Below are 19,708 nucleotides of genomic sequence, written 5' to 3'. Positions count from 1 at the left end.
CCCCGAATCGGCCGGTTCTGACGCCTCCTTGACGCACGGCCACGTGTAAAGGGTGGGCAAAGCAGGCATATAGTTCCGGCAAATGACCGTTGCGGGAGGGGCCGGTATGGAGGCGACGCTGGAACCGGACTGGCGCACGCTCGGCGTCCTGGGCGCGGCCCGGGCCGCGCGCGGCGGCGGCGACGGCCGACTGGGGACGGAACACCTGCTGGCCGCCGTCGCCGGGACGAAGGGCCCCGCCGGCGAGGCCCTGGCGGCCGCCGGGGCGACCGCGACCGCCCTGCTCGCCGCGCTGCGCGACCGCCAGGGCGGCAACGGCGCGGCGCGCTGGAGCTCGGACGACGAGGCCGGCGCGAGCGTGCCCGCCCGGGACGCGCTCGGCCCGACCGGGGACCGCGGCCTGCTGCTCAGCGGCGCCGCCGCCCGCGCCCTGACCGGCGCGATGGACCGGGCCCGGCAGGGCGGCGAGCGGAAGTTCACCGCCGAACACCTGCTGCGCGCCCTGCTCGCCGACCGGCACGCCCGGGCCGTCGAACTGCTGCACGCGGCCGGCGCCGCACCCCGGGCGGTCCGCGACCGCCTGGACGCCGACGACCCGGAGGCCCCCGACACCGCCCCTGACGGCCCCGGCGCTCCCGCCGACGGCCTCGACCCGCTGCTGCGCCCCACCCGGGACGCGCTGCTCGGCCGCCGCCCGTACCCGCTCCCGCGCTGGAAGCGGCTGCTGGGGCGGGGCTCCGCCAAAGCGAACATCGCCACCACACCGATGGCCTGGGTCCGGCTGGAGACCGACGAGCAGGCGCAGCGCCTCGGCCGCCGCGCGCCGGGCACCGAGCACGTCCTGCTGGCCGTCCTGGCCGTCCACGAAATCGCCTGCCGGCACCCGCAGTTGGCCGGCGGGGGCGGCGCCGACCCGGCCGAGCGGCACGCGGGCGGCGTGCTGTTGGCCCGACTCGGCCTCGACTACGCCCGGGCCCATACCGCGCTGACCGTCGGCCAGGTGCGGCTCCCGGCCGACCCACGCGCCGTGGACGCCTACCTGGACGGCGCCCCCGCCGGACAGGGCACCGGGCCGCTGGTCCGTACCCTGCTGGAGGAGGACACCCGGGCCCGCCGCCTGGCGGACACCCTGTGCACCGACCCCGACGGCCTCCAGCGCGCGCTCGCCGCAGTCCTGCCGGACAGGCCCTCGGACACGCCCTAGAACGATCGGACCGAGGAGAGGAGCACCACCTGCGCGGCACCATCGGCGCGGAGCCTCAGCGGACGGCGAGTGCCAGGGTGATCGAGGTCAGCACCATCAGCAGCCCGAGCGCCACGAAGGCGTACTCCAGCGGCCTGCGCTCGCGGCCGTCCACCAGGACCTGCCGGGGATCGGCCGGGTCGTAGCGGACCGGCACGTGGCCGCCGTCCGGCAGCGGGTGGCGCGGGGTGGACGGGACGGGGGAGAAGACCTCCACCACCCGGCCGTCCGCGGTCTCGAACTGCAGCAGCGGGCGCGGCGGAAGCGCGCGGTCCTCAGGCGTGGGGACGCGGGCGCGCACCAGCGCCAGGGCCGGGACGCCGACCCGGCGCAGCCGTCGCAGCTCGCGCAGCCCGACGACCCCGGCGAGGTAGGCGACCACGCCGCCCAGCGCACCGAACACCACCACGGCGAACCCGGCCGTACCGCCCACCGTGCCTCCTTGCCCGCATCGCCCCCGGAATCCCAGTATCGCCGACCGCAGGCGGTCTTGACGCCCGGAATGGTCCAGTCCATTGTGGGGGCCCGGCCTGTTCCTTCCCCCCACCCCGTAGGAGCACCGTCCGTGACCTCCCCCACCTCCGCCCGCCGTACCCTCGCCGTCGGCGCCGCGCTGACCGCACTCGCCCTCGGCTGCGCGCCCTCCGCCGTCGCCGATCCGACGGCGGCCGCCGTCGTCAAGGTCACCACCACCAAGCAGCTCCAGGCGGCGCTCGCGGCCGCCGTGCCCGGCCAGACCATCCAACTCGCGGACGGCACCTACACCGGCAACTTCAAGGCCACCGCGCCCGGCACCGCCGCCGCCCGGATCACCCTCAGCGGCTCGGCCAAGGCCGTGCTCACCACCCCGACCGGCGGCGGCTACGGCCTCTACCTCAACGGTGCGAGCTACTGGACCGTCCAGGGCCTGACCGTCACCGGCGCCCAGAAGGGCATCATGACGGACGCCGCGAACTACGTGGTGATCGACGGTGTGACGGTCCATCACACCACCATGGAGGGCGTGCACTTCCGCAACTCCAGCGCGCACGGCACGCTGCGCAACTCGCGCATCCACGACACCGGCCTGAACCGGGACGGCATGGGCGAGGGCGTCTACGTCGGCACCGCCAACACCCTCGCCGACCGCAGCGACTACGTGCGGATCATCGGCAACACCTTCGGCCCGAACATCGGCGCCGAGAACGTCGACCTCAAGGAGGGCACCACCGGCGGCCTGGTCTCCGGCAACTCCTTCGACGGCGACGGCCTCACCGGCCGCAACTACGACGACTCCTGGGTCGACGTGAAGGGCAACGGCTACGTCGTCGAGAACAACACCGGCGTGCGCACCACCGACGACGGCTTCCAGACCCACAGCGTCCAACCCGGCTGGGGCTGCGGCACGGTGTTCCGGGGCAACCGCTCCGACCTCACCGGCGCCACCGGGCCGGACCGGTACGCGATCGACGTGACCGACTACGCCGCCGCCTGCCCGGTGACGATCGGCCCGGGCAACACCGTCACCGGGGGGCGGGGTCTGGTCAACCCCGGCGTCCCGGTCGGCTGACCCCTCGGGAGTCCGGGCGGCGGGTGGGGGTTCCCCCGCGATCGGGTCGGGCGGCAGCAGCCGTCCGGTCGGCAGGCCGGGCGACCTCCCCGGTGGTCTCGACGGGCGGCACCAGGCCTGCGGGCCGCCGGTCGGGCACGGGCGAGGTGTGTCACCCGGACGGGGGATGTTGGCGGGCGATTTGATGGATTTGCCCGGACTTCCCGCCTCAACCGGCGGTACGGGGCAGTAGGTTCGCTGGTCATGGCGGACGGTGGCGCGGCGGTGGGCCTGCGTGCGGTGACCAAGAGCTTCGGCGTGGTGCGGGCCGTCGACGGGGTGGACCTGGAGATCCGGTCGGGCGAGTTCTTCTCGATGCTCGGGCCCTCCGGATCCGGGAAGACCACGGTGCTGCGCCTGATCGCCGGATTCGAGGAGCCGTCGTCGGGCCGGGTGTGGCTGAACGGGCGGGACGTGACCCGGGCCGCGCCCTTCGACCGTGACGTCAACACCGTCTTCCAGGACTACGCGCTCTTCCCCCACCTGTCGGTTCACCGGAACGTGGAGTACGGGCTGAGGGTGAAACGGGTGCCGCGCGCCGAGCGGGCGGAGCGCATCGCCGCGGCACTCGCCATGGTCCGCCTCGACGGTCTCGCCGACCGTCGCCCGGCCGGGCTCTCCGGCGGTCAGCGCCAACGCGTGGCCCTGGCCCGGGCCTTGGTCAACCGCCCCCCGGTGCTGCTGCTGGACGAGCCGCTCGGCGCGCTCGATCTCAAACTGCGGCTGGAGATGCAGTCCGAGCTCAAGCGGATCCAGCGCGAGGCGGGCATCACCTTCGTCTTCGTCACCCACGACCAGGACGAGGCGGTGACCATGAGCGACCGGATCGCGGTCTTCAACGCCGGCCGGATCGAGCAGGTCGGAACCCCCGCCGAGGTGTACGAGCGCCCGGCGACACCGTTCGTCGCCGGCTTCGTCGGCACCGCGAACCTGCTGAGCGGCGAGGACGCCGCGCGGGTCTTCGGCTCGCCGGGCAGGTGGGCGGTCCGGCCGGAGAAGATCCGCATGTGCCGCCCGGACGATCCGGCCAGCCCGGACGAGGTCCGGGCGGCGGGCCGGATCACGGACGTCGTCTACGCCGGCGCGCAGACCCGGTTCGCGGTCGACCTGGCGGGCGGCGGCCGGCTCGTGGCCCTGCGGCAGAACCGGGACGGCTCCGGCGAGGACCTGGCCGGACTGGGTCGAGGCGGGGCAGGCGGGTCGTAGCGGAGGCCGCCGCGGGAGGAAGCGGCGACGGTCCGAGCCTCGGACCCACCGGTGGGCACCTCGTGGACTCCGGCCAGGTGTGAACCGCTGGATCCGCCACCGGTGGGGGCCGACGACCGGCCCTACAGTTCGCCGAGCGGTACGCCCGGGTCGGCGAGCGCCTTCGGGTCCACCGCCCGCCCGGAGCGGACCAGTTCGCGGATCGGGTCGGTGACGTCCCAGACGTTGACGTTCATCCCCGCCAGCACCCGGCCGTCGGCCAGCCAGAACGCGATGAACTCGCGGGTGGCCGGATCGCCGCGGAACACCACCCGGTCGTAGCCGCCCGGTTCGACGTAGCCGACGTACTCCATGCCCAGGTCGTACTGGTCGCTGAAGAAGTACGGCACCCGGTCGTACACCGCGTCCGGCTGCCCGAGCATCGCGCGGGCGGCGGTCTGCGGCTGGTTGACGGCGTTGGCCCAGTGCTCGACCCGGATGTGCTTGCCGAACAGCGGGTGGAAGGCGTTGGCGGCGTCGCCGGCCGCGTAGACGTCCGGGTCGGAGGTGCGCAGGTGCTGGTCGGTCTTCACCCCGTTGTCGACCTCCAGCCCGGCGGCCGCGGCCAGACCGGTCGCGGGGGAGATGCCGATGCCGACGACCACCGCGTCGGCCGCCACCGTCGTGCCGTCGCCCAGCCGCACGCCGCTCACCGTGCCGCCGGTGCCGGTCAGTTCGGTCACCTGGACGCCGAAGCGCAGGTCCACGCCGTGGTCGCGGTGCAGGTCGGCGAAGACCTGCGCGACCTCGCGGCCCAGCACGCGCAGCAGCGGGAGCTCGGCCGCCTCCAGCACCGTCACCTCGGCGCCCGCCGCCCGGGCCGCGGCCGCCACCTCCAGGCCGATCCAGCCCGCGCCGATCACCGCGATCCGGGCGCCCGGCCGCAGCACCGCCTTGATCCGCTCGCTGTCCTCGGCCCGGCGCAGGTAGAGCACGCCGTCCTGCTCCTCGCCCGGCACCGGCAGCCGGCGCGGCACCGAGCCGGTGGTGAGCAGCAGCTTGGCGTACGCCACCTGGCCGTCGTCGGCGAGCGTCACGGTGTGCCCGGCCGGGTCGATCGCGACCACCGAGGTGCCCAGCCGCAGCGTGATGTCGTTCTCCCCGTACCACTGCGGCGGGTGGACGTAGATCTTCTCCCGGGGCGTCGTGCCGAGCAGGTACCCCTTCGACAGCGGCGGCCGTTCGTACGGGCGTTCGTGCTCCTCGCCGATCAGGACGATGCCGCCCTGGTGGCCGGCCGCGCGCAGCGCCTCCGCGGCCTTGGCGCCGCCCAGGGACGCCCCGACGATCACGATCGGGCGCTCGCGCCCGCCGCCCTCCGCCGTTCCCGCCGTACCCGTGCCCATGCTGAACTCCTCACTCTCCGGCCGGAACCAGGGCCCGTCCTCGGACTCCCGCTCTCCGGAGACTCCCGCCGTCCGGACGCCCGGCGGGCGTGTGCCAGCGGGCCCTCGGGGTCAGCCTGCCGCCGTCCGGGTGGCGTGTCGAGGCCGGACCGGGCGCGCCGCGCCACGCTCCCCCGTACGAGTGAACGTGGGCCGCTGGGGGTGAAGGTGGGCCGCTACGGGTTCATGGCCTCCCTGACCAGCGCGGTGTCGGTGAACTGCTCGAAGCGGACGATCCGGCCGCCGCGCACCGTGAAGTGGTGGGCGGCCCGCACCGCGAGCGGCCTTCCAGTGGCCTTGTGCACGGCCGTGTAGCGGGCCAGCACGACCACGTTCTCGCCGTCGACGACGTAGGTGTCGTCGTGCGCCGTCCAGTTGTCCCACTCGGCCGCCAGACGCTCCATCACATTGGCGGTGACGCCCTTCGGGGTGCGGTAGGTGCCGGCCAGCGGGAAGCCGGCCATCTCGGTCCACTCGACGTCGTCGGCGAGCGTGGAGCGCAGCGCGGCCAGGTCGCCCCGGGCCGAGGCCAGGTACTGGCGGCGCACCACGTCGGCGGGGGCGGCGGACTCGGCGAACGAGGCGGTGTCCCTCGGGATCTCGATCATCGCGGCTCAGCTCCAGGCCATTTCGCCCAGGACGACCTTGGTGCCGATGTCGACGGCGATCCGCAGCCCCAGGTCCGGGAAGCGCCGTTCCAGCGCCTCCTTGGCGGCGGCCGCGTCCGGGGCCCGGTCGATCTCGGTCTCGAAGGCGCGCAGGTAGTCCCGGGTCTGCTGGACGGAGGTCAGGTCGGTGGGCGTCCCGGCGATCCGGTGGCCGGCCGCCACGAACTGCGGCTGGAGGGCCTCGATGCCGTCCAACAGGTCGATCCAGGCGGACCGCTGGGCGTAGGAGGGGGTGTCGGCCGTCCACACGTGCAGGCCCTCGAAGAGCAGCACGCCGCCGAGCACCGCGTGGTGGTGGTGCTGCCAGAGGTAGTGCCGGTCGGGCAGGTGGAAGTCGGCGCCGCGCAGCTCGAACCGGTGGCCCTCGAAGACGATCTCGTCGCCGTGCATCACCTCGGGCCGGACCAGCCGGGTGGGCAGCTCGGGGCCGAGGTGGGCCCAGGCCTTGAGCTTGCCCTCGTACGTCTCCTGGATGTGCTCGACGGTGTCGGCGGTGGCCAGGAACCGGGCCTGCGGGAAGGCGTCCTGGACCTCCTGGGCGCCGAAGTAGAAGTCCGGGTCGCCGTGGCTGATGAAGACGGTGGTCAGCCGCTTGCCGGTGGCACGGATCCGCTCCACCAGGCGGCGGCCGTCGGAGCGGGTGAACCCGGCGTCCACCAGCAGGACGTCCTTGGGGCCGGTGACCAGCACGGAGGTCTTGTTGAGCGAGCTGTCGGGGCTGTCGATGATCTCGAAGTCGAGTGCGCTCATGGGGGAGTTCCTTCCTCTGGGCCGGGCACGCCTCGCGGCCAGCATCGGCGCTGGGCGCCCCGCCCGCATCCGGAGGGACCCGACGCTCGAAAGGCCCTAGACACGGCTCCAGAGGGTGAGGTCGCTGCTGGTGGCCACGGCGAGGGTGCGGCCGGAGGGGGAGAAGCCGGCGGCGCGGAAGGTGGACCAGCGGGAGTCGAAGACGTGCCACCAGGTCTCGCCGTGCGTCCCCTTCCATGCCGGTGCCGCGCCGCCGATGAGCAGCACCCGGTGGTGCGGCCACTCCGGGGCGACCACCTCGACCTCCCAGCCGTCGGCGCTGGTGTGCAGGCCGCCGCCCCACAGCCCGGCCACCGGGATCCGGAGGTCCGCGACCGGGCCGAGGCCGGGGCAGGAGAGGTCCGGGCCGTCCGGGTCCTCCTCCGGGTCGTACTCGCGCTCCAGCTTCTCGCCGGTGACCGCGTCGAACAGGCCGTGCCCGCTGCTGGAGACCACCAGCACCAGGTCGTGGCCGGTGCCCGGGTCGGTGGCGAAACCGATGCCGAGCAGCCCGCCGACCGGGACCATCCCCCGGCCCACGGGCCGCCAGGGCTCCGGCGGGGCCGTCACCTCGGCATCGAGGACCCGGTCGCGAAGCTGCTGCTGGAAGGGGGTGAGCGCCATGCGGACGATCATGCCATCGCACCCGGCCGGGGCACCGCGCAGGCGGGGGCATGAGACGGCGGGGTGCCCGCCCTCGGCGTCGAGGCCGGGTCACCGCGCAGGCGGGGGCGTGCGGACGGGCCCCAGCCGGAGCACCGCCAGCGCCCCCAGCAGCGTGGCGCCGGCGAGCACCGGCCACAGCAGCCCGGGACCGACCGCCAGCAGCGCCGTCAGCACCGCCGGCGCCGCCGCCCGGCCCACGCCCGACGACACCTCCCAGCGCGCCAGGGCCCGCCCCAGCAGGTGCGGCGGGGCGACCGCCGCGACCAGGGCCGTGCCCGAGCCGGTGTAGAGGATCTCGCCCAGCGTGTACAGCACCGAGACCACCGCGACGCCCGCCGCCCCCGGCACCCCGCCCAGCGACCCGGCCGCCCAGAACCCCAGGTAGGACAGCGCCAGCACCACCCCCGAGGCCGCCAGCACGGCCCGCCGCGACCGGTCCGCCAGCCGCAGCACCAGGGCCAGCTGCAGGGCGATCACCAGCACCGTGTTGCCCACGAACACCCCCGAGGACCAGGCCGGCGAGGCGTGCAGATGCAGCACCAGCAGCGCCGGCAGCGCCACCTCCAGCACGTCGAAGCAGAACGCGTACGGCAGGTTGGCGAGACCCAGCAGGCTGATCCGCCGCAGCGGCTCGCCCGCCTCCTGCGGACGAGCCGCGCGGTCGGTGACGGCCTGCGGGGCCCGCACCCGCAGCGACAGCACCAGGGCGGCGGCGACCAGGCAGGCCGCGCCCGTCACCCAGGCCAGCGCCCGGACCGCGCCCGCCCCGCCGGTCACCGCCACGGTGGCCAGCAGCGCGCCCGCGCCCAGCCCGGCGTTGCGCAGCGACCGCCCGGCGGCGAGCGCGGCGTCCCGCAGCCGCCCCTCGGTCAGCGTGGACACCACCGCGGCGTGGGTGGTCGGCCAGGACTGGCTGCCCATCCCGAACAGCACCGCCGCCACGGTGAACCAGGCCAGGCCGTTCGCGGCCGGCAGCGTCAGCGCACCCGCCGCCCGCAGCACCAGCGTCGCCGCGGCGGGCAGGGTCCGGGCACCGCGGTCGATCCAGCGGCCGGTCAGCGGCACCACCAGGAGGCCGGCGACCATCCCCGCCGACATCGCCAGCCCGGCCGCGCCCGCGCCCAGGTGTAGCACCCCGACGCCGTACAGCAGCAGGAACGGACGCAGCATGCCGCCGCCCACCGCGTCCACCGCCAGCGCGACCGCGTAGCGGGGCCCGCCCGCGGCGGTCAGCAGGCTCAGCAGCGCGGACGGGCCCCGGCGGCCGGCCCCGACCGGCGGGGCGGGCGGTTCACCGGCCCGTACGGCGGCGTGGTCGTGGACGGACTTCTCCTGGATCAGGCTCATGGCCGGTACCGTCCGCCGCCCGGCGGCCGCCGGGCACGCGGATTGACGGTTCGCGTCAATCGACGCCGGCCGTGATCGGGCCGGGTGGCAGGATCGGGGCCGTGAGCGTGACCATCGACATCACCGCCCTGCCCGACGAGCGCCTGCTCTTCACGCCGTCCCCGCTCGGCGAGCTGAACGCGATGCTGCACGTCCTCGCCGAGCCCGCGCATCACCCCGCGCTGCACGGCTGGGCGTCCAGCACCACCGCGGCCGTCCCGCCCGAGCTGTCCGAACGGCTGCTGGAGGCCGACTTCCTGTGGCGCTCCTCCCGCGCCGACTTCCTCGTCCCAGGGCTTCCCGGCGCCACCCTCAGGGCCGAACTCGACGCCGTCGACCGGATCGACGACGAGCTGTACGTCGCCGCCGCCCTGATCACCACCTGCGGCTCCTCCCGGCTCGCCCACCGGCAGGCCTCGCCGCTCACCGACCCAGCCGCCAACGAGCGCGCCCGCGAACTCGCCCTCGCCCGCGGCCCCCGGCAGGCCGCCTTCGCCGACCGGCTGCTCGCCGACCCGCCCGCCGTCCGCGCCCTGGTCCGGCGGATGCTGGAGGACTGCGAGTCCGCGTTCTTCGCCGACGCCTGGCAGCGCGTCCTGCCCGACCTCGCCGCCGACGCCCGGTACAAGGCCGACCTGCTCGCCCGGCGCGGCCCCGGCGAGGCGCTGGCCGCGATCTCACCCTCCGTCACCCTCGACCAGGGCGCGGACGGGCGGCGGCGGATCGTCATCGACAAACTCCAGGACAACTCCACCAGCGGCACCGACAGCGGGGGAGTCACCTTCATCCCGACCGCCTTCGGCCGACCCCACCTGCTCGTGGTGCACGCCCCCGGCTGGCGGCCCGTCCTCCAGTACCCCGTGGCCGAGGCGGGCCTGCCCGAACCGGTCTCGCTCGCCCTCGTCCAGCAGCGGCTCGAAGCCCTCGCCCACCCCGTCCGGCTGCGCCTCGCCCGCACCATGGCGCGCGGGCCGCACACCACCGGCGAACTCGCCGCCGCCTGGATGCTCAGCGCCCCCGAGGTGTCCCGGCACCTGGCCGTGCTGCGCAAGGCGGGGCTGCTCACCACCCAGCGGCGCGGGCGGTACATGCTCTACCAGCTCGACCTCGCCGGCAGCGCCCGGCTCGGCTCGGACCTCCTGGAGGCGGTGCTGCGGTGATCACGCCGCGCTGGCCGTGCTGTGGTGACCGTGCTGCGGTGACCCTGGTGCGGTGACCGGGAACAGCGGCGGAGCGGAACGCGTTCGTCCGGGCATGACTGACGACGCCTCGCCCCGCATCCTGCGCTACGCCGCCTTCACCACCCGCCCCGAGGGCGGCAACCCGGCCGGGGTGGTGCTCGACGCCACCGGACTGACCGACGAGCGGATGCTCGCCATCGCCGCCGGGCTCGGCTACTCCGAGACGGCCTTCCTGACCGCGGGCCGGACCGAAGGCGCCCACCACGTCCGGTACTTCAGCCCGCTCACCGAGGTGCCGTTCTGCGGCCACGCGACGGTCGCCGCCGCCGTCGCCCTCGCCGGGCGCACCGGCCCCGGGCGCTACGTCTTCACGACGGCGGCGGGCGAGGTCCCCGTCCAGGTCGACCAGGACGCGGACGGCGTGCTGCGCGCCACCCTCACCAGCGTCGAGCCCCGGGTGGCGGACGTGACCGCGGCCGACGTCGACGAGGCCCTCGCGCTGCTCGGCTGGGCCCGCACCGACCTCGACCCGACGCTGCCGCCCCGGGTCGCCTACGCCGGCGCCCGCCACCTCGTGCTCGCCGCCGCCACCCGCGACCGCCTGGCCCGCCTCGCCTACGACTTCGACGGCCTCGCCGCCTACATGCGCGCCCGCGACCTGGTGACCCTCCAGCTGGTCTGGCGCGAGAGCGCCCACGTCTTCCACGTCCGCGACCCCTTCCCGGTCGGCGGCGTCGTCGAGGACCCCGCCACCGGCGCCGCGGCCGCCGCCTTCGGCGCCTACCTGCGGGACCAGGGCGCGGTGACGGCCCCGGCGGTGCTGACCCTCCACCAGGGCGAGGACCTGGGCCGCCCGGGCGTGCTGCGGGTCGAGCTGCGGGCGGAGGACCCCCGGGTGCGGGTGTCCGGCGCGGCGGTGGCGATCCCGTAGGGCCCGCCGCCACGACCCCCTCGGCCGCCGGATATTCGCTCGCGCACCCGGGCGGCGTGGGCGAAGCTGCCCGGATGCAGCGAGCGAGCGAACGCACCGTCACGGTCCACCTCACCCACGGGGACGAGTACTTCGGGCCGGTGGGCCCGTTCGAGGCGGCGGGCGGGTGGTGGTCGTCGGTGGACGGGGTGGTGGCGCGGACGTCCGAACTCGCCGGGGTGCCGGTGCTGGTGGTGCGGCTCGTGCGGGGGCGCAGCGAGCAGGGCGGGCACGGCGGGCAGGTGTGGTACCACGCCGAGGCCCTGGAGCGGCCCGGCGCGCTGGCGGCCCGGACGCCGGACGCCGGCACCGCCGCCCTGCTCGGCCCCGCCGAGCACCGCGCCGCCTGGGCCACCCCGGCCGGCCTGCGGGACGCGTTGGCCTGGGCGCGGGCGGAGCTCACCCGGGTGGGCCGCCCGGCGGCCGGACCCGCACGGCAGGTCCGCACCTGGAACCTCTCGGGCCTCGTCCGCATCCCGACGGCCACCGGCCGCGACGCCTGGCTGAAGACCACGACGCCCGCCTTCAACGCCCGCGAGGGCGAGGTCATCGCGCTGCTCGGCGGGGTCGACCAGGCCCTCGTGCCGCCGGTGCTGGCCGCCGACCCGGCGGGCGGGCGGCTGCTGCTGGACCACGTGCCCGGCACGGACTGCTGGGGCCCGTCCGCCGCCACCGTCGCCGACGTGGTGCCCCGGCTGGTCGCCGCCCAGGCGGCACTGGCCGCCGACGGGCGCGCGGCGGCGGCCGGGCTGCGCGACCGGACGCCGCGCACCCTGCTCGCCCAGGCCCGGGCGCTGCTCGACCGGCTCCCCGGCACGACCGGCCTGACGGCGCGGGAACTGGCCGACGCCCGTCGGCTGGTCGACGAACTCCCGTCGCTGCTGGAAGAGTTGGAAAGCTGCGGACTCCCGCAGGCGCTGGTGCACGGCGACTTCCACCCGGGCAACTGGCGCTCCGACGGCGAGCGTTCGGTGGTCGTCGACTACGCCGACTCCTGCCTGGGCCACCCCGCCCTGGACGGGCTGCGCCCGCGCGCCTACCTCGCGCCGGAGCGCTGGGAGCAGCTCGCCGCCGTCTGGTCGCGGGCCTGGCAGGAGCACGTTCCCGGCGCGCGGCCGCAGCGGGCGCTGGAACTCGTCGAGCCGCTGTACCACCTGTCCTACGCGCTGCGGTACCAGGAGTTCCTGGACCACATCGAGGCGAGCGAGCGCCCGTACCACGAGGGCGATCCGGCCGCCGAGCTGCGCGCGGCCCTGGCCTGCGCCGTCCGCCCGCGCTGACGGCGGGTCTTGAGGCCGGCGGGCCGGCGGACCGTAGACTTCCGGGGTGGATCGGACGACGCCAGGCCCCGTGCTGCCGGAGCTGCCGCTGCAGGAGCTGGAGTGCTTCTCCGTGCTGGTGCACCAGTTGCACTTCGGGCGGACGGCGGAGCTGCTGGGCGTCTCGCAGGGGCGGGTCTCCCAGCTGATCAAGCGACTGGAGAGCCGGGTGGGCGCCCCGGTGTTCCGACGGACCAGCCGCCGGGTCGAGTTGACCGAGCTGGGCCGCGCCCTGGCCGAGCAGGTGGTGCCCGCCTTCGACCGGCTGCGGGCGGGGTACGAGGCCGCCCGGGCCCGGGCGGCCTCGACGCACCGGCCGTTGCGCCTGGGCTTCCAGTGCGCCGTGTACGAGCCGGTCGCCCGGGCGATCGCGGGCCTGCCGGAAGGGGCGGCCCACCTGGTGGAACTGTCCTGGGGCGATCCGTTCTCCCACCTGGGCCGGGGTGAGATCGACCTGGCGATCGTGCTGTCCCCGTGCCGGGAGGAGGGCCTGCGGGTGCTGCTGGAGTTCTCCCGGCAGCCGATGTACGTCGCGCTGTCCGCCGCGCACCGCCTGGCCGGGGCGCCGAGCGTCGCCGGGGACGAGCTGGCCGCTCTGGCACTGATCGAGCCGCGCGGGCCCGCCCCCGACTACTGGCGCCGGGCGAACGCCCCGCGGCGGACCCGGGACGGGCGGGAGCTGGCCTACCAGGCCGGCGCCGCCACCGTCCAGGAGGGGCTGTCGACGGTGGCCAGCACCCGCCGGGGGCTGCTGCTGTGCGAGGCGAGCACGGCCTACGTCCAGCGGCCCGACATCCGCTACCTGCCGGTGCCGGACCTGGAGCCGTCGACGCTGCTCGTCGTGGAGAGCGAGCGGAGCTCGCACCCGCTGGCCGACCGGTTCGTGGAGCTGCTGGCGGGCTCCGTCAGGTGAGCCGGCCGCCGCGCGGCCGGGAGACCGCGGCGAGCAGCAGCCCGACCGCGGTGACCAGCCCGGCCGAGAGCAGCACGGCGCGGTTCCCGGCCCGGTCGATGACCAGCCCGCCGGCGAGCGAGCCGAGCGCGATGCCGGCGTTGAACACGCCCGCCCACAGCGCCGCCGAGGCCTCGATCCGGGCCGGGTCGGCGGTGCGGACCCAGGTCTGGGTGGAGATCGAGACCCCGCCGTACGAGGCGCCCCAGACGACGAGCGCGAGCAGGACCGCCGCGAGGCTCCCGGTGAGGAACGGCAGCAGGGCGGCGGCGAGCGCGACACCCGCGAGCGCGGTGGTCACGGCCGTCTTCGGGTGCCGTCCGGCCAGCGGGCCGAGGGTGAAGTTCCCGGCGACGCCGGCCAGTCCGTAGACGAGCAGGCAGGCGGCGATGGCGCCGCTGCTCAGGCCCGCGTCGAGTTCGAGCACCGGCCGTACGTAGGTGTAGCCGGTGAAGTGGCCGAGCACGACGAGCGCCGTGACGGCGAGCCCGGCGGCGACCCCCCGGTTGCGCAGGGCGTCGGCGATGCCGTCGAGCCGGCCCCGCTCGTGGACCGGGAGGGCGGGGAGCGTGCGGGCGAGGACGGCGGCGGAGACCGCGCCGAGCAGGGCGAGGGTCCAGAACGCGGAGCGCCAGCCGAGCAGGGCCGCGAGGTAGGTGCCGAGCGGGACGCCGAGCACCGAGGCGATGGAGACACCGGAGAAGATCAGCGTGGTGGCGAGCGCGATGCGCGGTCCGTCGGCGAGCCGGGGGCCCAGCCCGGCGGTGATGCCCCACACGATGCCCATCGCCAGGCCGAGAAGGACCCGACTGACGGCCAGGACGGGGTAGTTGGGCGCGAGTGCGGTGAGCGCGTTCGCCAGGGACAGCAGCAGCAGGAAGGCGATCAGCACGCCCTTGCGGTCCCGGAGGCCGATGAGCGCCGGCACGAAGGGGGAGAGGACCGCGGCGAGGATCCCGGTGATCGTCAGGGAGAGCCCGGTGACGCCGTCGGAGACGGCGAGGGTCTTCGAGATGGGCGTCAGCAGTCCCACCGGCATCATCTCGGAGGAGACCACGGTGAAGGTGGCGAGGGCGACGGCGACGATCGGCGCCCAGCGGGGCGGACTGCCGGGGGCGGCCGGGGGCGCGAGGGTTTCGGCGGTGGTCATGGGGCCAGCCCACCACCCGCGCCGAGGGCCGAACAAGATCGATGAGCTCATCCATCCATGAGCCCGGCTCATCGATCCGAGGGTGTCCCCGGTGCCGCCCGCCGCAGTGCGGAAAGGCGGCACCGGGGCGGGGTCACTCGGCCGGGGCGATCCGGTGGCCGCCGAGCGCCGAGTGGAGGGTGAGCGCCTCGACCGGGCAGAAGTCGACCGCCTCGGTCAGCGCCTCCGTCAACTCCGCGCCGCCGGCCGCGTACTCGGCCACCGGCTCGGCCAGCCCGTCGGCGCCGAGCGCCAGCGAGCCGGGGGCGCTGAGGGCGCACATCCCGGAGCCGATGCAGCGGTCCCGGTCGACCCGGACGACCACCGGGTCGGCGCCCGTCTCTGATCGGGCCGTCACCAGGAGACCTGGAGGGACTCGGGGCTGCGGGTGAGCAGACCGCGCCGCCAGTCGATCCCCTCGATGGGCCCGGTCAGGCGCAGCGAGGGCAGCCGGCGGGCCAGGCGGTGCAGGGCGAGTTCGAGCTCCATCCGGGCCAGCCAGGCGCCCAGGCAGTGGTGCGGCCCGGCGCCGAAGGTCAGCATCGGCGCCGCCAGCGGGGAGAACAGCTCGGTCAGCAGGTCCCCGGTGAAGACCGACGGGTCCTGGTTGGCGGCGCCGGTGTCGGCGGCGACGACGCTGCCGGCCGGGATCACCACCCCGCCGATCTCGACGTCCTCGATGGTGCGGCGCAGCAGTCCGGGCGTGTGCTGGACGTCGCCGAGCGGGACGGCGCGCAGGATCTGCTCGGTCGCGGCGGTGGCGCTGGCCTCGTCGGCGGCCAGCCGCTGCCAGGCCTCGCGGCCGTCGGAGAGCAGGTAGACCAGGGCGTTGCCGAGGCTGGTCATGGTGGTCTCGTGGCCGGCCACGACGAGGCCGATGACCAGCGTGACCAGCTGCCCCTCGGTGATCGAGCCGTCCTCGGCGGCGGCCGCGAGCAGGCTGCTGACCAGGTCCTCGCCGGGGTCGGCGCGACGGTCGGCGATCACGGCGGCGCCGAAGCCGGCGAACTCGGCCATGGCGGTGCCGATCTCCTCGGCCGTGTAGGCGGTGGCGGAGAGCGCGTGGTCGCTCCAGTGCGCGAGCTTCTTGCCGTCCAGGTTGTCCAGCCCCATCAGCCGGCTGATCACCTGGACCGGGAGCGGGCGGGTGTAGCCGGCGACGATGTCGGCGGGGGAGCCGTGGTCGATCAGCTCGTCGATCAGGGCCTCGATCACCGAGGCGACCCAGGGCCGCCAGCGGGCGATGGCACGCGGGGTGAAGGCCCGTTGCACGGTGCGGCGCAGCCGCTGGTGCTCGGTGCCGTCGATGTTCAGCATGCTCTGCGGGTCATCCAGGATGTTGGGGATGACGGTGATCTGCGGCGCGTCCGGGGCGTACAGCGGGGCGCGGCCCAGACGGGGGTCGGTCAGCACCTGCCGCACGTCCGCGTGGCGGCTGACCAGCCAGACGGGGGTGCCGGTGGGCAGCGCGGCGAGCCGGGGCGGGCCGGGCTCCAGGCGGCGCAGGCAGTGCATCGGGATGAGCGGGACGGTGCCGGTTCCGGCACCGGTCGCACTGTTCTCGGCGGACATCCGTACTCCAGACTCCAGGGCGGGGGGCCGCGCGGTGCGGCCCGACGGGGGGTGGAACCGGGATGGTGCGGGGACGGGTGGGGCGGGCCGGCGGCTCGGCTCGGGCCGGGTTCGGGCGGACCGGGACGAAGGTGGATCGGTGGAACGGGTGGATCGGAGGAACGGGTGGATCGGAGGAACGGGTGGGTCGGGACGGGGCGAAGGGGCGAAGGGCCGATCGGTGGGATGGATGGCGCGAATCGTGCGACGGCGGACGGTCGGTACGCCTCGGCACGGACGGTTCGCGGTGGCGCACCGTCGGGTGGGGCGAGTGTGCTGAGCGTGGTCGAGTGGACCGCTTCTGCTACGACCGTACGTGGGCCGCGGTGCGTGCGTCAGCGGCACTTCCAGCCAACGGCGGTCCTTTCCGGGCACTTCGGGGCTCGCTGACGGGCGCTCGGCGCCGCCCGTGCGCCCCGCTCGCCGGGCCGGGCCGGGTGACCGGCGGATATCTCGGCGGCATATGACGGTCGATCCGGCCGTCCCGGCCGCCGCGGTGAGCCGGATCACCCCGCCCGTTCCGTCGGTGGCCGCCGCAACGGGCGCTACGCTTCGTGGGCAGTCGTTTGTCGCAGGTCACGCCGGTGCAGAGCCGCATCGGCCGACGGAGGTGGATTTCGGATGGCCCAGCAGGTCAAGGCAGTCATCGCGCGCGCCAAGGGCGCGCCCGTGGAGGTGACCACGATCGTGGTGCCGGACCCTGGCCCGGGCGAGGCGGTGGTCAGGATCCAGGCCTGCGGCGTCTGCCACACCGACCTGCACTACCGCGAGGGCGGCATCAACGACGAGTTCCCGTTCCTGCTCGGCCACGAGGCGGCGGGCATCGTCGAGTCGGTCGGCGAGGACGTCACCGAGGTCGCGCCCGGTGACTTCGTCGTCCTCAACTGGCGCGCGGTGTGCGGCCAGTGTCGCGCCTGTCGGCGCGGCCGCCCGCAGTACTGCTTCGACACCCACAACGCCAAGCAGAAGATGACGCTCCTGGACGGCACCGAGCTGTCCCCGGCGCTGGGCATCGGGGCGTTCGCCGAGAAGACCCTGGTCGCGGCCGGCCAGTGCACCAAGGTGGACCCGGAGGCCTCGCCGGCCGTCGCCGGCCTGCTGGGCTGCGGTGTGATGGCGGGCCTCGGCGCCGCCATCAACACCGGGGGCGTCGGCCGCGGCGACTCGGTCGCGGTGATCGGCTGCGGTGGCGTCGGCGGCGCGGCCGTGATGGGCTCCCGCCTCGCGGGCGCGGCCCGGATCATCGCCGTCGACATCGACGACCGCAAGCTGGAGACGGCGCGCCGGCTCGGCGCCACCCACACCGTCAACTCCCGCACCACCGACCCGGTCGAGGCGATCCGCGAGCTGACCGGTGGCAACGGCGCGGACGTGGTGGTGGAGGCGGTCGGCCGCCCGGAGACCTATCGGCAGGCGTTCTACGCCCGCGACCTCGCCGGCACCGTCGTCCTGGTCGGCGTGCCCACGCCGGAGATGACGCTGGAACTGCCGCTGCTCGACGTGTTCGGCCGCGGCGGCGCGCTGAAGTCCTCCTGGTACGGCGACTGCCTGCCCTCCCGGGACTTCCCGATGCTGATCGACCTGTACCTCCAGGGCCGCCTGGACCTCGGCGCGTTCGTCACCGAGACCATCGAACTCGACGCGGTGGAGCAGGCGTTCGAGCGCATGCACCAGGGCGACGTGCTCCGCTCGGTGGTGGTCCTGTGAACGAGCGTAGCGAGCGAACCGTCGAGAGGTGCGCGTGGGGCGAAGCGCCTGCCGAGCGAAGCGAGGTGGACGCATGAGCGCCCGCATCGACCGGCTGGTGACGGCCGGGACCTTCGAGCTCGACGGCGGCAGCTGGGAGGTGGAGAACAACGTCTGGATCGTCGGCGACGACGAGGAGGCGGTGGTGATCGACGCCGCGCACGACGCCGACGCGATCGAGGCCGCGCTCGGCGGGCGCCGACTGCTGGCGATCGTCTCCACCCACGCGCACAACGACCACATCGACGCCGCCCCGGCGCTCGCGGCCCGCACCGGCGCGCCGATCCTGCTGCACCCGGACGACCTGCCGCTGTGGAAGCTCACCCACCCCGAGCGCCTCCCGGACGGCGAACTCGCCGACGGGCAGCGGATCGAGGTGGCCGGCACCGCGCTGACCGTCCTGCACACGCCGGGCCACGCCCCGGGCGCGGTCTGCCTGTACGCACCGGAGCTCGGCACCGTCTTCACCGGCGACACCCTGTTCCACGGCGGCCCGGGCGCGACCGGCCGGTCGTTCTCGCACTTCCCGACCATCATCGACTCGATCCGCGAGCGGCTGCTGTCGCTCCCGGCCGAGACGGTGGTCCGCACCGGCCACGGCGACCCGACCACCATCGGCGCCGAGGCCCCGGCCCTGCCGGACTGGATCGCCCGCGGGCACTGAGCGCGTTCACCGAACGCGGGCAGTGAGCACCGTACGGCCCCTGGAAGCAGCACCCTGCTCCGGGGGCCGTACGATCGCGACCATGTCCCACGACCCGCGTGACCTCGACGACGCCTTCCTCGCCTTCTGGCGCGAGCGTCACATCGCCACCCTGACCACCGCCCGCCCGGACGGCTCGCCGCACGTGGTGCCGGTCGGCGTGACGTACCAGCCGGAGACCGGGACGGCCCGGGTGATCACCAGCCGCACCAGCCGCAAGGCGCGCAACGTGGCGGCGGCCGGGCCGCAGGGCCTGCGGGTCGCGGTCTGCCAGGTGGACCGGGCGCGCTGGTCGACCCTGGAGGGCGTGGCCGTGATCCGGGACGAGCCGGAGCAGGTCGTCGATGCCGAGCGGCGCTACACCGAGCGCTACCGCGAGCCCCGGGTGAACCCGGACCGGGTGGTCATCGAGATCGCCGTCGACCGGGTCCTCGGCCGCGCCTGAGACCCACCCGTCAGGCGCGGTCGTGGTCCCCCGCCGCGCCGTCGATGAGCTCGCGCAGGATGTCGACGTGGCCCGTGTGCCGCGCGGTCTCCGTCGCTATCCCTCTTCTCCCAGGGAATCCCGGCCTTCAGGCCGGGCGGGAATGGGTCCTTGACACGGAGGCGCGGAGCGGCGGAGCGCAGTGCGCACTGTCAGTGACGTGTGGCATGTTGATCACCTCAACGGCCGAGGGGGTGTGCCCAATGATCCGCGCGTACAAGTTCCTCATGAGGCCCACCGTGGGACAGGCCCAGACCCTCGGGGAGATGCTGCGCGACCACTGCTCGCTGTACAACGGGGCGCTCCAGGAACGCCGGGACGCCTACCGGCACATCTCGAAGACGAGCATCCGGTACGGCGATCAGTCGGCGCAGCTCAAGGACATCCGGGCGTTCGACCCGGAGCGTCACGGGCGTTGGTCGTTCAGCTCGCAGCAGGCGACGCTTCGCCGTCTCGGCAAGGCGTTCCAGGCGTTCTTCCGGCGGGTCAAGTCCGGGGACACCCCCGGCTACCCGAGGTTCCGGGGCGTCAGCTGGTTCGACACGGTGGACTTCCCCAAGGACGGCGACGGCCGCCGCTGGTC

20 protein-coding genes and 1 pseudogene are annotated in these 19,708 nt (G+C 75.0%); 11 read left to right on the top strand and 10 right to left on the bottom strand.

The window, feature by feature from the left end:
- Positions 1-82 precede the first annotated feature (82 nt).
- Positions 83-1,204 carry a Clp protease N-terminal domain-containing protein gene (locus tag ACIOJE_RS03840; protein WP_400773095.1) on the top strand — a complete coding sequence of 374 codons (1,122 nt, stop codon included), beginning with the start codon at positions 83-85 and terminating at the stop codon, positions 1,202-1,204.
- A 55-nt stretch (positions 1,205-1,259) separates the two neighbouring features.
- On the opposite strand, the gene ACIOJE_RS03835 is transcribed toward ACIOJE_RS03840, so the two are convergent.
- Positions 1,260-1,676 (bottom strand): DUF3592 domain-containing protein, encoded by a 417-nt coding sequence (locus ACIOJE_RS03835; RefSeq protein ID WP_400773094.1) that lies wholly within the window; start codon positions 1,674-1,676, stop codon positions 1,260-1,262.
- 132 nt (positions 1,677-1,808) lie between these two features.
- Here ACIOJE_RS03835 and ACIOJE_RS03830 point away from each other — a divergent pair, with 132 nt between their 5' ends.
- Positions 1,809-2,792, top strand: coding sequence for a right-handed parallel beta-helix repeat-containing protein (locus ACIOJE_RS03830; RefSeq protein WP_400773092.1), 984 nt, complete (start codon positions 1,809-1,811; stop codon positions 2,790-2,792).
- 243 nt (positions 2,793-3,035) lie between these two features.
- A complete protein-coding gene (locus ACIOJE_RS03825) occupies positions 3,036-4,037 on the top strand; it encodes an ABC transporter ATP-binding protein (RefSeq protein ID WP_400773090.1) in 1,002 nt (333 codons plus the stop codon).
- A gap of 122 nt (positions 4,038-4,159) precedes the next feature.
- On the opposite strand, the gene ACIOJE_RS03820 is transcribed toward ACIOJE_RS03825, so the two are convergent.
- The 5 genes from ACIOJE_RS03820 to ACIOJE_RS03800 form a co-directional block, all read right to left on the bottom strand.
- Positions 4,160-5,422 carry an NAD(P)/FAD-dependent oxidoreductase gene (locus tag ACIOJE_RS03820; protein ID WP_400773089.1) on the bottom strand — a complete coding sequence of 421 codons (1,263 nt, stop codon included), beginning with the start codon at positions 5,420-5,422 and terminating at the stop codon, positions 4,160-4,162.
- Between the two features lie 215 nt (positions 5,423-5,637).
- The gene (locus tag ACIOJE_RS03815; protein WP_400773087.1) at positions 5,638-6,069 is read right to left on the bottom strand and encodes a nuclear transport factor 2 family protein; all 432 of its coding nucleotides are present in this window, start codon (positions 6,067-6,069) and stop codon (positions 5,638-5,640) included.
- 6 nt (positions 6,070-6,075) lie between these two features.
- On the bottom strand, positions 6,076-6,879 hold the full coding sequence (locus ACIOJE_RS03810) for an MBL fold metallo-hydrolase (RefSeq protein ID WP_280681296.1): 804 nt from the start codon (positions 6,877-6,879) through the stop codon (positions 6,076-6,078).
- A gap of 96 nt (positions 6,880-6,975) precedes the next feature.
- Positions 6,976-7,542, bottom strand: coding sequence for a hypothetical protein (locus ACIOJE_RS03805; RefSeq protein WP_400773085.1), 567 nt, complete (start codon positions 7,540-7,542; stop codon positions 6,976-6,978).
- 90 nt (positions 7,543-7,632) lie between these two features.
- Positions 7,633-8,931, bottom strand: coding sequence for an MFS transporter (locus tag ACIOJE_RS03800; protein WP_400773083.1), 1,299 nt, complete (start codon positions 8,929-8,931; stop codon positions 7,633-7,635).
- Between the two features lie 101 nt (positions 8,932-9,032).
- Here ACIOJE_RS03800 and ACIOJE_RS03795 point away from each other — a divergent pair, with 101 nt between their 5' ends.
- The 4 genes from ACIOJE_RS03795 (at position 9,033) to ACIOJE_RS03780 (ending at position 13,353) form a co-directional block, all read left to right on the top strand.
- Positions 9,033-10,130, top strand: a complete 1,098-nt coding sequence (locus ACIOJE_RS03795) for a DUF5937 family protein (protein ID WP_400773081.1) — start codon at positions 9,033-9,035, stop codon at positions 10,128-10,130.
- A 94-nt stretch (positions 10,131-10,224) separates the two neighbouring features.
- The gene (locus ACIOJE_RS03790) at positions 10,225-11,082 is read left to right on the top strand and encodes a PhzF family phenazine biosynthesis isomerase (protein WP_280681288.1); all 858 of its coding nucleotides are present in this window, start codon (positions 10,225-10,227) and stop codon (positions 11,080-11,082) included.
- A 74-nt stretch (positions 11,083-11,156) separates the two neighbouring features.
- Complete coding sequence (locus ACIOJE_RS03785; protein ID WP_400773079.1) at positions 11,157-12,401, top strand: phosphotransferase; 1,245 nt, start codon at positions 11,157-11,159, stop codon at positions 12,399-12,401.
- 46 nt (positions 12,402-12,447) lie between these two features.
- Positions 12,448-13,353, top strand: a complete 906-nt coding sequence (locus ACIOJE_RS03780) for a LysR family transcriptional regulator (RefSeq protein WP_280681284.1) — start codon at positions 12,448-12,450, stop codon at positions 13,351-13,353.
- Here the strand turns inward: ACIOJE_RS03780 and ACIOJE_RS03775 are convergent.
- From ACIOJE_RS03775 to ACIOJE_RS03765, 3 genes are all read right to left on the bottom strand, one after another.
- Positions 13,346-14,542 carry an MFS transporter gene (locus ACIOJE_RS03775; RefSeq protein ID WP_400773077.1) on the bottom strand — a complete coding sequence of 399 codons (1,197 nt, stop codon included), beginning with the start codon at positions 14,540-14,542 and terminating at the stop codon, positions 13,346-13,348. The two genes, ACIOJE_RS03780 and ACIOJE_RS03775, sit on opposite strands and share 8 nt — an antisense overlap.
- Positions 14,543-14,675: 133 nt before the next feature.
- A complete protein-coding gene (locus ACIOJE_RS03770) occupies positions 14,676-14,939 on the bottom strand; it encodes a ferredoxin (RefSeq protein WP_280681280.1) in 264 nt (87 codons plus the stop codon).
- Positions 14,936-16,153: a cytochrome P450 gene (locus ACIOJE_RS03765; protein WP_280681277.1), complete on the bottom strand. Its 1,218-nt coding sequence runs from the start codon at positions 16,151-16,153 to the stop codon at positions 14,936-14,938. Before ACIOJE_RS03765 ends, ACIOJE_RS03770 begins: the two co-directional genes overlap by 4 nt.
- 660 nt (positions 16,154-16,813) lie before the next feature.
- On the opposite strand from ACIOJE_RS03765, the gene ACIOJE_RS03760 reads away from it, so the two are divergent.
- The 3 genes from ACIOJE_RS03760 (at position 16,814) to ACIOJE_RS03750 (ending at position 19,086) form a co-directional block, all read left to right on the top strand.
- Complete coding sequence (locus ACIOJE_RS03760) at positions 16,814-17,899, top strand: S-(hydroxymethyl)mycothiol dehydrogenase (protein WP_400665843.1); 1,086 nt, start codon at positions 16,814-16,816, stop codon at positions 17,897-17,899.
- 73 nt (positions 17,900-17,972) lie between these two features.
- On the top strand, positions 17,973-18,602 hold the full coding sequence (locus tag ACIOJE_RS03755) for an MBL fold metallo-hydrolase (protein WP_280681273.1): 630 nt from the start codon (positions 17,973-17,975) through the stop codon (positions 18,600-18,602).
- A gap of 82 nt (positions 18,603-18,684) precedes the next feature.
- Positions 18,685-19,086, top strand: a complete 402-nt coding sequence (locus ACIOJE_RS03750) for a pyridoxamine 5'-phosphate oxidase family protein (protein WP_400773074.1) — start codon at positions 18,685-18,687, stop codon at positions 19,084-19,086.
- A 10-nt stretch (positions 19,087-19,096) separates the two neighbouring features.
- Here the strand turns inward: ACIOJE_RS03750 and ACIOJE_RS03745 are convergent, their stop codons facing one another.
- A complete protein-coding gene (locus ACIOJE_RS03745; protein ID WP_400773403.1) occupies positions 19,097-19,186 on the bottom strand; it encodes a DUF664 domain-containing protein in 90 nt (29 codons plus the stop codon).
- A gap of 142 nt (positions 19,187-19,328) precedes the next feature.
- Here ACIOJE_RS03745 and ACIOJE_RS03740 point away from each other — a divergent pair.
- A pseudogene (locus tag ACIOJE_RS03740) lies at positions 19,329-19,706 on the top strand (helix-turn-helix domain-containing protein); the annotation flags it as partial.
- Between the last annotated feature and the right edge of the window lie 2 nt (positions 19,707-19,708).

Source organism: Kitasatospora sp. NPDC087861 (assembly GCF_044742585.1).
Taxonomy (GTDB): domain Bacteria; phylum Actinomycetota; class Actinomycetes; order Streptomycetales; family Streptomycetaceae; genus Kitasatospora.
Note: the sequence above shows the minus strand (reverse complement) of the source record. Positions and strands in the feature narration are given on the sequence as shown.